Raw genomic sequence first — 12,704 nt, forward strand, 5'->3', positions numbered from 1 at the left:
CCAGGGGACGACCCACGCCGCGCGGCGGACGGTGCGACTAGCGGCCGGTCCTGATCCGGCGCAGATCCTCGACGACCTCGGCGACCGGGGCGCTCAGCTCGTTCTGGCTGAACAGGTAGATCTGCTCGCCCGTGTCGATCTCCATCAGCTCCGACCTCAGGCCGAGCCGGCTGCGCACGTCGAGCTTGATCCGCTCGATCTCGCCCCACGGCAGCTGCTTGCGGGAGATCCCGGACACGACGGTGACACCCGCGGCGTCGGCGGCGACCCGGACCTTCAGGATCGCGTCCCGGGCGGCCCAGGCCGCGACGAGGAGAGCCGCGAGCACGGACACGCCGAGCCTGGTCGGATCCGAGGTGTTCACCAGGGCCACCAGGAGGAACAGGGCGGCCAGAGCGGCCTTGCCGGCGAACAGGGCAGGGCGGACCCGCCATTCGCGCGTGGTGAGCTGCTGAGGGGCCTGCGCGCCGGGTGTGGCGGGCCGCAGCTCGGGCTGGGAGTCGGTCACCGAACCAGCGTGTCACACCCATGGCGTGCGACACAGTTATCCACAGGCTGTGGATAACCCCTGGGGAAAACTACACGGCTGTGATCCCCAGGGCGGGCCGTCGAACCTACCGCCAGCGTGAGAACACCAGCAGCGATCCGACCAGCGCCCCGAACCCGATACCGAGGTTCCAGTAGCGGAGGGAGGCCACAGGCCATTCCCCTGCGGTCAGGTAGAACACCACCAACCAGGCGATCCCGAGCACGATGAGCGCGACGGCGAGCGCCGGCACCCATGGTGGGCTCGGCCGGTTGGCCTTGGCCGCGGCGATGGTGGCCGGGTTCAGGTCTGCCGGGGCGGTGTAGACCTTCTTCTTGCGAATCTGTGACTTGGGCACGGTGCTCTCCTGATCCGGACGTCACCAGTTAGCGTAGTCAAGAAGACGCGCAGCACAAGGAGTGGGAGTGTCCAAGTCCACAGAACGTCCGCCCCAGAGCATCAGCCCCGCCCGGGCGCTGCCGTGGCGGCGGACGCTCCACCGGGTCCGGGTCGCCCTCCGGCGACGGCCCGGCAAGTGGCGTGGGCCCTGGTCATACCTGGTTCCGGTCATCATGTTGGGTGCCGGTGTGATGTTCGCCGCCAGCGCCACGACGGCCAACGGCACCGACCTTCGTAACGATCGGTCCGTCGAACTCGCCCAACTGTTGGATCAACGACGCAAATCGGTCGACGAGGCGGAGAAGGAGGCGAGCCGGCTCCGGCGCGAGGTCGACAGCGGCACCGAGGCGTTCTCCGGCTCCGACAGCCGGATCGCCGAGCAGCAGGCCCGCGCCAACGGGCTGCGCGAGGCCGCCGCGATGACCCCGATGCGCGGCCCCGGCCTCACGATCCGGCTGGACGACGCCCCCCGGCACCCCGACGGCATCCTGCCCAACGGCGCCCGCCCCGACGACGTGGTCGTGCACCAGGGCGACGTGCAGGCCGTGGTCAACGCGTTGTGGGCCGGCGGGGCCGAGGCGATGAGCATCATGGATGTCCGGGTGATCTCCACCAGCGCGGTACGCTGCGTCGGCAACACCCTCCTGTTGCACGGCCGGGTGTACTCCCCGCCGTTCAAGATCGTGGCGATCGGTGACCAGGCCCGGATGCTCGCCGCCCTGGACGCCGCACCCGGCGTGCAGGCGTTCCGCGAGGCGGCCAGGTCCTACGGTCTCGGCTACGACGCGAAGACCAGCGGGGAGCTGAACGTGCCGGCATTCACGGGTTCGACAGGGCTGACCCAGGCGAAGGTCATCCCGTGACCCAGGACCGCCCGGACGACGCGACGGCGATGCTCCCCGTGGTGCCGGCGGGTCCGGAGACGCCGCCGGGCCCAGGTGCCCCAAGCCCAGAAGAACCAGACACCCCGACGGGTACCGGTGACCCGCGGCCCCCCGCCGCCCCCGTCCGCTCCGTCGCCCCCGCCTGGCCGTCCCCCCCGCCCCGGACCGGCTCCCCGGACCGCCCGGAGGAGATGACCACGATGCTCCCGATCGTGGACACCGCCCCCGAGGGCACCAGGGTCCAGGCCCGGCACGCGGCCGGCGCGAACGTCGTCAAACTGCGGGCCGTCCGCACCGACGAGGGCTACCGCAGCGTGTACGCGGAACTGACCCGCCCCACCGCCAGCAGCATCTTCCGCGCCGGCATCCGCACCTTCGGCGAGCTGCTCATCACCTGCGGCCTGGTCGTCCTGTTCTTCGCCGCGTACGAGGTGTGGGGCAAGACCGCCGCGATCAACGACCGGCAGGACACCCTCAGCCAGGGCATCGACCAGGCCTGGGCCGCGCCGACCGTGCCCACCCCGTCGGCCGGCCCGACGTCCGCGCCGTACCCGGGCACCGCCCTGGCCCGGTTGTACGTGCAGAAGATGCGCAAGGACCCGTGGGTCGTGGTCGAGGGCGTGAAGCCGAAGGACATCGAGTACGCCCCCGGGCACTACCCCGAGTCCGCCGGCCCCGGCAAGGTCGGCAACTTCTCCGTCGCCGGCCACCGCAGCCCCGGCATCTGGTGGGACATGGAGAAGGTCCTGCCGGGGGACGTCATCGTGGTCGAGACCCGGGACAGCTGGTACGTCTACACGGTCTACCAGAACGTGATCGTCAAGCCGAACGCCGTCGAGGTCGTCGCCCCGGTGCCCGGCCAGATCGGCGCGACGCCGACGAAGGCGGTGCTGACCCTGACGACCTGCAACCCGAAACTGGACAACTACGAGCGGATGGTCGTGCACGCCGAGCTGAGCCGCACCCAGCCGAAGACAGCCGGCAAGCCGGCGGAGCTGGGGTAGCGCATGTACGGGTGGATCTGGCGGAAACTGCCCTTCGGGGTGCCCGGCAAGCTGATCGGGTCGCTGCTGCTCATCGGCGGGATAGCGGCACTACTGTGGTACGTGGTGTATCCCGCCATCGATCCCTTGCTCCCCTTCAACGACGGGCAGATAACAGAGTGAAGATCCTGGTCGTCGACAACTACGACTCGTTCGTCTACAACATCGTCCAGTACCTGGGCCAGTTGGGCGTCGAGTGCGTCGTGCGGCGGAACAACGAGATCACCCTCGACGAGGTCGGCGCGCTCGACATCGGCGGCGTGCTGCTCTCCCCCGGGCCGGGCACCCCCGACCGGGCCGGGATCTGCATCCCGCTGATCAAGGAGTACGGGGGGAAGCTCCCGATCTTCGGCGTCTGCCTCGGGCACCAGGCCATCGCGGAGGCCTTCGGCGGCATCGTCGAACGCGCCCCCGAGCTGCTGCACGGCAAGACGAGCCTCGTGCACCACGCCGACACCGGGGTCCTCGCGGGCCTGCCCGACCCGTTCACCGCGACCCGGTACCACTCGCTGGCCGTCCGCGAGGGCACCCTGCCCGCCGAGATCGAGGTGACCGGCCGGACCGACTCGGGGGTCATCATGGCCCTGCGGCACCGGGAACTCGCCATCGAGGGCGTGCAGTTCCACCCGGAGTCGGTGCTCACCCAGGGCGGGCACCGGATGCTGGCGAACTGGTTGGTGACCTGCGGTCACCCGCAGGCGCTGGCGCTGGTGCCGGAGTTGGCCGCCGAGGTCGAGGAACGCCGGCTCGCCGCGTTCGTCTAGACCGGCCCGGCCGCCCTGAGCGGGCCCACGTTTCCGGTGGCCCGGTCAAGCCCGGGGCCCGGTCGGCCCGCGCTTTCCGGGGCCCGGCTAGGCGAGCCCCGGAAACGGAAACCTTCAGGTCGGGGTGGCCGTCGGGGTCGCCGTGGGCGTGGCCGGCGGGGTGGTCGCCGCCGGCTGCAGGTACACGTTGATGTGGTCGCTCTTCTTCACGAGCGTCCCCGGCTTCGGGCTCGTACCCGTGACCGTCCCGGCCGTCTTGCCCGCCACCGGGTTGCCCGCCAGGAACTCGAAGTTCGTGAAGCCCTGGCTCTCCAGCTGCTGCCGGGCGCTCGACTCGGTCTGGCCGCTCAGGTCCGGCACCTGGACCTTGTTCCCGCGCGACACGGACACCGTGACCTCGCTGCCCGAGGCGACCATCGTGCCCGGCTTCGGGTCGGCGTCGATCACGATGTCCTTCTGCTTCTCGCTGTCCACGTCGACGAACTTCGCGACCAGCTTGCTGGTGGCCAGCTGCTTGGCCGCATCCTCCCGGCTCAGGTTGATCAGCTGGGGGACCTGCACCTGGTTCCGGCCGCTGCAGATCTGCACCCGGACCACGCCGCCGACCTTGTCGACCTTGTCCGGCGGGGCCGGCGCCTGGGCCACGACATTGCCGATCGTGCAGGTCTCGTCCTGCACGGGTGCGCCGAGTTCCATCCGCAGGCCCTGCTTCTCCAGCTCGGTCCGCGCGTCCGCTTCCTTCTTGCCGACCATGTTCGGCGCGACGATCGTCGTCTTGCGGTTCGCCAGCCACACCCCGGTACCCAGCGCGCCCGCGGCCACCATGCCCAGCACGATGAGCAGCACGATCATCCAGGTGGAGGCCTTGCGCTTGCCCGGGTCGGCCACGGTCGCCGGCACGCCCCGGCCGCCCACCGGCGCGAACACGGCCGTCCGCTCGTCCTCGGCCAGCACGGGGGTGGCGAGCACGGCCCGGCCGGACGCGGCCCGGAGCAGGTCCGCGCGCATCTCACCAGCCGATTGGTACCGGTTCGCCGCGTTCTTCGCCAACGCCTTGAGCACCACGGCGTCCACGTCCGGCGGCACGTCCGGGCACAGCGTGCTCGGCGGCTTCGGGGCCTCCCGGACATGCTGGTAGGCGACACTGACCGGGTTGTCGCCGGTGAACGGCGGGTGCCCGGTGATCAGCTCGTAGAGGACGCAGCCGGTGGCGTACACGTCCGAGCGGGCGTCCACGGTCTCGCCGCGCGCCTGCTCCGGCGACAGGTACTGCGCCGTGCCGATCACGGCACTCGTCTGCGTCATCGTCGAGGTGTGCCCCGACAGCGCGCGGGCGATGCCGAAGTCCATCACCTTGACCTGGCCGGCCAGGGTCAGCATCACGTTGCCGGGCTTGATGTCCCGGTGGATGATCTGGTGCCGGTGGCTGAACTCCAGCGCCGCGCAGATGTCGGCGGTGATCTCCAGCGCGCGGCGCGGCTGCAACCGGCCCTCGGCGGTCAGCAGCTCCTTGAGGGTGCGGCCGTTGACGAACTCCATCACGATGAACGGCAGGCTCTCGCCGGCCGCGCCGCGCTCGTCCCCGGTGTCGTACACGGCGACGATCGCCGGGTGGTTCAGGGACGCGGCGTTCTGGGCCTCCCGGCGGAACCGGGCCTGGAACGTCTCGTCCCGGGCCAGGTCCGTACGGAGCATCTTGATCGCCACGTCGCGACCCAGGCGCAGGTCACGGCCCCGGTGTACCTCAGCCATTCCGCCGTAACCGAGCAGCTCGCCGACCTGGTACCGGCCGCCGAGGAGGCGGGAGGTCATTGCGAGTCCCCGTTCGTTCGATTTGTGGGCTGCGCCGTCGGGGTCTTCGTCGACTTCGGGGTCGGGGTCGGGCTCGGGTTGCCGAACGTCGGGAAGCCGGTCGGGAAGGTGTTCCCGCCGCCCTTCGACACCTGCACGGGCACCGTGGAGCCCTTGGTGGCCTCGCAGGGCAGGTCGACGACCCGGCCCTCCTTGACCGTGTCGGAGTCGACCGGGTTCACGCTGGTCTTCAGGCCCAGCTCCCGCAGCTTCTTCTCGACCTGCTCGAGCGGCTTGCCCTTCAGCTCCTCGCACGGGATGGTGACCGTGGCGGGCGCCGCCGAGGTCTTCGGGCCGGCCGTCGGCTGCGGCGCGCTGGTCACCACGGTCCCGGGGTCGTTGCCCTTGTCGCCGTCGTTGCCGCTGTTGGCGACCGCGTAGGCGATGCCGGCCAGGATCAGCAGCAGGACCACACCGCCGGCGATCATGGCGATGATGAGGCCGTTGCCCTTCTTGGGCTGCTCCGGCGGGTAGTACGCCTGCTGGGGGCGCGGCGGGGCGGAGACCGGCACGGAGGCCGCGCCCTTCTGGTACCCGCCCTGGCGGAGTTCTCCCGTGTTGCCCGGCTGGATCACCGGCGGCACCACGGGCGGCATGACACTCGTGCGGGTCGTGGTCGGCGAGGCCGGGGCGTGGGTGTACCCCGTGCGGCCGGGCGGCGGGGGCATCGGACCACCCGCGCCGACGGTGCGCGCCGCGTGCGCCATCGCCGCCGCGCTCGGCCACCGGGTCGCGCCGTCCTTGGCCATCGCGACCTCGATGAACTGCCGGATCGGGGCCGGCACGTCGCCCGGGATCGGCGGCGGGGTCTCGCGGATGTGCATCATCGCGACCGCGAGCGGGTTCTCGCCCTCGAAGGGGCGGTGTCCGGAGACGGCCTGGAAGGCGACGATGCCGAGCGAGTAGACATCGGAGAGCGGGCCCGCGACCTGGCCGGACGCCTGCTCCGGCGACATGTACGCGGCGGTGCCCAGCGTCGAGCCGACCGCGGTCAGGTTGCTGCCGGCGCCGGAGCGGGAGATGCCGAAGTCGGTGAGGACCAGGGTGCCGTTCGGGCGGATCAGCAGGTTGCCCGGCTTCACGTCCCGGTGGATGATGCCCTTCTCGTGGGCGGCCTGCAACGCGTCGGCGCCCTGGGCGATCAGGTCCATGGCGCGCTGCGGGGTGAGCCGGCCGACCCGGGTGAGCACGACGTTGAGCGGCTCGCACTCCACGTACTCCATCACGAGGAACGACGCGCGGCCGCCGCCGGGCAGCTCGCTCTCCCCGAAGTCGTAGACCTTCACGACGCCGGGGTGGTTGATGGTCGCCATGGTGCGGGCCTCGTCGCGGAACCGCTCGACGAAGCCGGGCTCCTCGAGCAGCGCGGGCAGGAGAACCTTGACCGCGACGACCCGGCCCAGAACGCCGTCCTCGGCCTTCCAGACGTCACCCATGCCGCCGCTGGCGATCCGCTCCGTCAGCTGGTAGCGGCCGCCCAGCGTGCTGCCTGGCGTCAACATGTCCTTGATACTCCCTTATCTTCCTACGCCGAGCGCAGCGGCCAGCACATTGCCGGCGACCTTGGTGGCCTCGCCGCTTCCGCCCTCGCCGGCGTTCTCCAGAAAGACGGCCACGGCGATCTTCTGGTTGCCCTGCGTCGCGAATCCGATGAACCAGCCGTGTTCGGGGTTGCCCGCGCCGGCCTCCGCCGTGCCGGTCTTCCCGCCCACCCGGACGTTCCTGATCTTGGCCTTGGTGCCCGTGCCGTTCTCGACCACGCTGACCATCATGTCCGCGAGCCCGTTGGCGTTCGCCGGGGTCATCGGCCGGTTGAGCACGCTCGGGTCGGCCTTGTCCAGGACGCTGAGGTCCGGCGCCTGGGTCTGGGCGACGAGGTACGGCTTCATCTGCGTGCCGCCGTTCACCACCCCGGCCGCGATCATCGCACCCTGCAGCGGGGTCATCTTCACCGACTGCTGGCCGATCGCGGAACCGGCGAGCACGGCCGGGTCACCCATCTGGCCGGTCTCGCTCTTCACGGCCTTCAGCGGGGTCTCGTACTCCGACTCGAAGCCGAACGCCCGCGCCTGCTCCTTGAGCTTCTCGGCCCCGATCTGGTCGACCGCGAGCCGGGCGAAACCCGTGTTGCAGGACTGGGTCAGCGCCGACTTCATCGTGACCTGCTCCTGCGGGCAGATCGAAGGGTTGTCGTTGCGGATCACGTGCTCGGTCTGCGGCGGCTGGTAGCCGGGGCCGGCCGGGATGTTCGTGTCCGGGGTGAGGCCCTTGGCCAGCGCGGCGGCCGACACGACCACCTTGAACGTCGAGCCCGGCGGGTAGTTGTTCAGGAAGGCCCGGTTCAGCATGGGCTGCGCCGGATCCTTGTTGTAGTTCTGCCAGGCCTCGTTCGCGGCGACCGTGTTGTTGCCGCTCAACGGCGACGGGTCGAAGCTCGGGGTCGAGGCCACGGCGAGCAGCGCCCCGGTGGTCGCGTCGATCGCCACGACGGCACCCTTGCGGTTGCCCAGCCCGGAGAACGCCGCCTCCTGCGCCTTCTGGTTGATCGTCAGCTGCACGCTGCCGCCACCGGTGTTGTTGCCGGTGAGCATGCCGGTCAGCCGGTTGACGAACAGCTCGCTGGACTTGCCGGAGAGCAGGTCGTTGTTCGCGTACTCGACGCCGGCGCTGCCCAGGTAGACGGCCTTGTAGCCGGTCACGAACGCGTACGTCGGGCCGAACGGGTAGGTGCGCTGGTAGCGCAGGTCCCCGCCGGTGTCCACGCTCTTGGCGACGCTGACCCCGCCCGCGAGCAGGATCTGGCCGCGCTCCTTGTTGTACTCGTCCAGCTGCACCCGGCCGTTGTACGGGCTGTTGCGGTAGTCGTCGGCCTTGATGACCTGGATGTAGTTGAGGTTCACGAAGATCAGGCCGAACAGGACCAGAACGACGATCCCCACCCGGCTCAGTGGCGCGTTCACGGCTTGCTCCCGGGTCGGATGATCTCGGTGTGCGCGTCGTGCAGCATGGCGGGCTGCTTCGACGGCTGGCCGGTCTCCGGACGGCGGGCCGCGTCGGAGATCCGGATCAGCAGGGCGATCAGGATCCAGTTGGCCATCAGCGACGAGCCACCTGCGGACAGGAAGGGCGTGGTCTGCCCGGTCAGCGGAATCAGCTTCGTCACGCCACCCACAATGACGAACACCTGCAAGCCCAGCGTGAACGAGAGCCCGCCGGCGAGGAGCTTGCCGAACGAGTCGCGCACGCCGACCGCCGTACGCAGGCCGCGGATCACGATCGTCAGGTACAGGCAGAGCATGGCGGTCACGCCGAACAGCCCGATCTCCTCACCGAACCCGGCGGTGATGAAGTCGTTGTGCGACTCGGGGATGATGCCCGGCTGGCCCGCGCCCGGCCCCGTGCCGAACAGGCCGCCCGTACCGAAGCCGAGCAGCGACTGCACGAGCTGGTAGCCCTTGCCGCGCGCGTCGGAGAACGGGTCGAGCCAGATCTCCACCCGGAGCTGGAGCCGCGCGATGAACGTGTGCGCCAGGACCGCGCCGCCGATGAACGTGCCGAGGCCGATCACGATCCAGCTGACCCGTTCGGTGGCGATGTAGAGCATCACCACGAACATGCCGAAGTACATCAGGGCGGTGCCGAGGTCCTGCTCGAACACGAGCAGCAGCATGCTGAACAGCCAGACGGTGAGCACCGGCCCGAGGTCGCGGCCCCGGGGGAAGTCGATGCCGACGAACCGGCGGCTGGCCAGGGACAGCACCTCGCGCTTGCGGACCAGGTAGTAGGCGAAGAAGACCAGCAGGGCCACCTTCGCGAACTCGCCCGGTTGGAACGACACCGGCCCCAGCTTGATCCACAGCTTCGCGCCGTTGACCTCGGAGATGCTCGCCGGCAGCACGGCCGGAAGAGCCACGAGCACCAGACCCACGAGCCCCAGGGTGTACGCGTACCGCGAGATCGCCTTGTGGTCGCGCACCAGGATCAGCAGCGCCGTGAACAGCCCCACCGCGACGAGGGTCCAGACCACCTGGCGGACGCTCTGCCCCGAGAACACGGGAAAGTCGGGCCGCTGCCGGAGCTTCACCTCGCCCAGGTCGAGCCGGCGGATGAACACCACGCCGAGCCCGTTGAGCAGGGCCACACACGGCAGGATCGCGGGGTCCGCGTACGGCGCGACGAACCGGACCACCACGTGCGCCAGGAGGAGCACGGCGCTGATCATCGCCGGCAGTACCCAGAAGTCGCCGGTGATCTTCTGAACCGCACCCGCCTCGGCCGCCGCGCTGAACGCGAACACGATGCCGATCGCCGCCAACAGCAGCATCAGCTCCGCGTTGCGCCGGGTCGGAACACGCGAAGCGGTCCCCGCCGGAGAGGAGGGGACTGGTGCTGCGACGGGCGCGGTCAAGGCCGACTACTTTCGGGTTCGACAGGCCGTCGAGGGCTCGGGGGTGGGGGACGAGGCGCTCGGGCCCGCGCTGGGCGTGGCGCCCGGGGTCGGCGACGGCGTCGTCGTCGGGGTCGCGGAGGCCGAGGAACTCGGGGTGGGGCTCGGCACCAGGCTGCCCTGCGGGCTGGGCGACGGCGACGCGCTCGGACTCGGGCTGGCACACAGCGGGAGCAGGTTGTCGTTGTCGACCCGGTCGTCGGTCAGGGTCGCCAGCAGCGCCTGCGCCTTCGCGAGGTCGCCGACCTGGATGCCCTTGCGGACCTTCTCCTGGGCCACCGGGGTCAGGTCGGAGACCTGCCGGGGGCTCACGACGTCCACCTTGGACAGGTCGATGCCGGCCACCGAGCCGGGCACGCCCTTGAAGATGGCCACCTCGCCGTTGTCGGTGGCGCCCACGTAGTACTGCGTCTGGGTGTAGAACCACGCGCCGGCACCCGCACCGGCCAGCACCAGCAGGATCACGACGACGAGCAGCGAGTTGCGGACCGGGTGCCCCTTCGGGCGGTCCTCGTCCTCGATGCTGACGACCGGGCCCTCGGGCGCGGCGGGGCGCGGCGGCTGGAGAGCGGCCGCCCGGCCGGCCGAGCTGGTCAGGTCGACGGGCCGGTTGTTGTCCCGGTTCTGCGCGGCCGCGCCGTCCACGATCGGCGTGCCCTCGACGATGTCGCCGTCGGTGACGTCCGCGATGATCACGGTGATGTTGTCGGGGCCGCCGCCGCGCAGGGCGAGCTGGATCAGCCGCTCCACGCACTGGCCCGGATCCGCGAGGGTGCGCAGCGTCTCGCCGATGGTCTCGAAGCTGACCACGGCGGACAGGCCGTCGCTGCACAGCAGGAGACGGTCGCCGGAACGGGCCTCCAGGATCGAGTACTCCGGGTGGACGTCCAGCGTGCCCATCGCCTGGGTGATCAGCGACCGCTGCGGGTGGCTACTGGCCTCCTCGAGCGTGATCCGACCCTCGTCCACCAGCATCTGGACGTACGTGTCGTCCTTGGTGATCTGGGCGAACTCGCCGCCGCGCAGGAGATAGGCGCGCGAGTCGCCGACGTGGACCATGCCGAACCGACTGCCGGAGAACAGCATCCCCGTCAGGGTCGCACCCATCCCCTCGAACTGGGGATTGGCGTCCACGATGCCGCGCAGCCGCTGGTTGGCCAGGTCCACGGCGCGGCGTAGCGGCTCGACCACGTCGATACCGGGCACGTCCTCGTCGAGCGGCGCCAGGGTGCCGATCACGATGTTGCTCGCCACGTCACCAGCGGCCATGCCGCCCATGCCGTCGGAGACAGCCAGCAGGCGCGGTCCAGCGTAGACGGAGTCTTCGTTCCCGCTGCGAATCAGACCGCGGTCACTGCGAGCCGCGAAGCGCAATGTCAATGTCATGGCCGTAGCTCTAGTGACGTGCGGCCGATGCGAATCGGCACGCCCAGGGGGACGGGGGTCAGTCCGGAGACTTTAGCGCGATCGAGGTACGTGCCGTTAGTGGAACCGAGATCCTCCACGAACCACTGACCGCCGCGCGGCACGAGCCGGGCGTGCCGGGCGGACGCGAAGTCGTCGGTGATGACCAACGTCGAGTCCTCCGCCCGGCCGATCGTGATCGGTGACTCGGCGAGCGTGATCCTGGTGCCCGCCAGCGAACCCTCGGTCACCACCAGCAGGTGGGCCGCCCTGCCCTTCTTGCCCTTCGGCGGACGCGGAAGGCCGACCGCACCCGCGCCCACCCCCCGTGGGGCGGCCACGAGCCGGCCGGCGCGTGCCCCGATGAACAGATCGCGACGGACGACCCCGACCACGGCGAACACGAAGATCCACAGCAGGACGAGGAAGCCGAAACGTGCGACGGCGAGGACGAGGTCCGGCAAGGTGGCTAACCGTCCACGCGGAGCGTCAGTGAGGTCGTACCGATCTGGATGACGTCACCCGGGTTGAGGGCCACCGCCGACACCCGCTGGCTGTTGACCAGCGTGCCGTTCGTGGACCCCAGATCGGTGAGCACCACCTGGGCGCCGTCGAAGTCCAACCGGGCGTGCCGGCGGGAGATCCCGACGTCGGGCAGCCGGAGCTGCGCCTGCTCGCCCCGGCCGATGATCGTGGAACCGATCGCCACCGAGTACTGCCGGCCGTCGTTGGAGACCAGGCGCGGCGTGCGTGCCCCTCCACCGGCGGGCGGCGGGGGCTGATAGCCACCACCCTGGTCGAAGCCACCGGGCGCGGGGGGCGGCGGGTAGCCACCACCCTGGTCGTACCCGGGCTGGGGGGCGCTGTACGCCGGCTGCGGCGCGACCTCACCACCCGTGTAGACCTCGGCCGTGACCCGGAACATGCCCGTGTCCAGACCTTCGCCACGCTCGACCTCGACGATCACGTCGCCGTACACCGTCCAGCCCTGCTCGCCGATGAACTCGGCCTGCGACTGGGCCAGCTCCTGGGCCAGAGCGGCGGCATAGGGGGCGAGTCGCCCATGGTCGTACTGCGAGAGATCGATCACATACCTGTTCGGTACGAGAGTGCGGCCTCCCGCGAGTATGGCCTTGTGTGCCTCCGCCTCGCGTTGCATGGCGTTGAGGATCTCCACGGGGTGCACTACCCCCTTGAAGACCTTCGCGAAGGCCCCTTCCACCAGGCCTTCCAACCTCTTCTCGAAGCGTTGCAGAACGCTCACCGGCTCCTCCTTGGGTCCCGACGTGATGATGGTATCCGGACGGGGCTACCTGAGGACGGGTCGTCTCCCAGAGACATGCTAGAGTTCCCACCGCATGCAGGAGAAACCCCGGTATGGGGTAG

13 protein-coding genes are annotated in these 12,704 nt (G+C 70.3%); 4 read left to right on the top strand and 9 right to left on the bottom strand.

Going from position 1 to position 12,704, the window contains the following annotated elements:
- Positions 1 to 37: 37 nt before the first annotated feature.
- Together PT931_RS00515 and PT931_RS00520 are read right to left on the bottom strand one after the other, a co-directional pair.
- Positions 38 to 508: a PH domain-containing protein gene (locus PT931_RS00515; RefSeq protein ID WP_456243732.1), complete on the bottom strand. Its 471-nt coding sequence runs from the start codon at positions 506 to 508 to the stop codon at positions 38 to 40.
- Positions 509 to 614: 106 nt separating this feature from the next.
- Positions 615 to 884, bottom strand: coding sequence for a cell division protein CrgA (locus PT931_RS00520; protein ID WP_363729035.1), 270 nt, complete (start codon positions 882 to 884; stop codon positions 615 to 617).
- Between the two features lie 67 nt (positions 885 to 951).
- Here PT931_RS00520 and PT931_RS00525 point away from each other — a divergent pair, with 67 nt between their 5' ends.
- The 4 genes from PT931_RS00525 (at position 952) to PT931_RS00540 (ending at position 3,616) form a co-directional block, all read left to right on the top strand.
- Entirely contained in the window at positions 952 to 1,788 is an 837-nt protein-coding gene (locus tag PT931_RS00525; protein ID WP_363729036.1) for a DUF881 domain-containing protein, read from the top strand.
- Between the two features lie 212 nt (positions 1,789 to 2,000).
- Entirely contained in the window at positions 2,001 to 2,813 is an 813-nt protein-coding gene (locus PT931_RS00530; protein WP_456243733.1) for a class E sortase, read from the top strand.
- Positions 2,814 to 2,816: 3 nt separating this feature from the next.
- A complete protein-coding gene (locus PT931_RS00535; protein WP_456243915.1) occupies positions 2,817 to 2,975 on the top strand; it encodes a hypothetical protein in 159 nt (52 codons plus the stop codon).
- Entirely contained in the window at positions 2,972 to 3,616 is a 645-nt protein-coding gene (locus PT931_RS00540) for an aminodeoxychorismate/anthranilate synthase component II (RefSeq protein ID WP_456243734.1), read from the top strand. Before PT931_RS00535 ends, PT931_RS00540 begins: the two co-directional genes overlap by 4 nt.
- 114 nt (positions 3,617 to 3,730) lie before the next feature.
- On the opposite strand, the gene pknB is transcribed toward PT931_RS00540, so the two are convergent.
- The 7 genes from pknB to PT931_RS00575 form a co-directional block, all read right to left on the bottom strand.
- Positions 3,731 to 5,428, bottom strand: coding sequence for a Stk1 family PASTA domain-containing Ser/Thr kinase (gene pknB, locus PT931_RS00545; RefSeq protein ID WP_456243735.1), 1,698 nt, complete (start codon positions 5,426 to 5,428; stop codon positions 3,731 to 3,733).
- Positions 5,425 to 6,969 carry a protein kinase domain-containing protein gene (locus tag PT931_RS00550; RefSeq protein WP_456243736.1) on the bottom strand — a complete coding sequence of 515 codons (1,545 nt, stop codon included), beginning with the start codon at positions 6,967 to 6,969 and terminating at the stop codon, positions 5,425 to 5,427. Before PT931_RS00550 ends, pknB begins: the two co-directional genes overlap by 4 nt.
- Positions 6,970 to 6,984: 15 nt before the next feature.
- On the bottom strand, positions 6,985 to 8,427 hold the full coding sequence (locus tag PT931_RS00555; RefSeq protein ID WP_456243737.1) for a peptidoglycan D,D-transpeptidase FtsI family protein: 1,443 nt from the start codon (positions 8,425 to 8,427) through the stop codon (positions 6,985 to 6,987).
- Positions 8,424 to 9,791 carry an FtsW/RodA/SpoVE family cell cycle protein gene (locus PT931_RS00560; RefSeq protein ID WP_456243738.1) on the bottom strand — a complete coding sequence of 456 codons (1,368 nt, stop codon included), beginning with the start codon at positions 9,789 to 9,791 and terminating at the stop codon, positions 8,424 to 8,426. Before PT931_RS00560 ends, PT931_RS00555 begins: the two co-directional genes overlap by 4 nt.
- A gap of 90 nt (positions 9,792 to 9,881) precedes the next feature.
- Positions 9,882 to 11,300: a PP2C family protein-serine/threonine phosphatase gene (locus PT931_RS00565; protein WP_456243739.1), complete on the bottom strand. Its 1,419-nt coding sequence runs from the start codon at positions 11,298 to 11,300 to the stop codon at positions 9,882 to 9,884.
- Positions 11,297 to 11,782, bottom strand: coding sequence for an FHA domain-containing protein FhaB/FipA (locus tag PT931_RS00570; protein ID WP_363729044.1), 486 nt, complete (start codon positions 11,780 to 11,782; stop codon positions 11,297 to 11,299). The genes PT931_RS00565 and PT931_RS00570 overlap by 4 nt, the downstream gene beginning before the upstream one ends.
- A gap of 5 nt (positions 11,783 to 11,787) precedes the next feature.
- The gene (locus tag PT931_RS00575) at positions 11,788 to 12,609 is read right to left on the bottom strand and encodes a DUF3662 and FHA domain-containing protein (protein ID WP_363729306.1); all 822 of its coding nucleotides are present in this window, start codon (positions 12,607 to 12,609) and stop codon (positions 11,788 to 11,790) included.
- Positions 12,610 to 12,704: the final 95 nt, after the last annotated feature.

Source organism: Longispora urticae (assembly GCF_053902585.1).

Bases quoted from the DNA above. Each gene is read 5' to 3' on its own strand.
- PT931_RS00530 (WP_456243733.1), top strand. From the start codon at position 2,001: ATGACCACGATGCTCCCGATCGTGGACACCGCCCCCGAGGGCACCAGG.
- PT931_RS00535 (WP_456243915.1), top strand. From the start codon at position 2,817: ATGTACGGGTGGATCTGGCGGAAACTGCCCTTCGGGGTGCCCGGCAAG.
- pknB (WP_456243735.1), bottom strand. From the start codon at position 5,428: ATGACCTCCCGCCTCCTCGGCGGCCGGTACCAGGTCGGCGAGCTGCTC.
- PT931_RS00550 (WP_456243736.1), bottom strand. From the start codon at position 6,969: ATGTTGACGCCAGGCAGCACGCTGGGCGGCCGCTACCAGCTGACGGAG.
- PT931_RS00560 (WP_456243738.1), bottom strand. From the start codon at position 9,791: ATGCTGCTGTTGGCGGCGATCGGCATCGTGTTCGCGTTCAGCGCGGCG.
- PT931_RS00565 (WP_456243739.1), bottom strand. From the start codon at position 11,300: ATGACATTGACATTGCGCTTCGCGGCTCGCAGTGACCGCGGTCTGATT.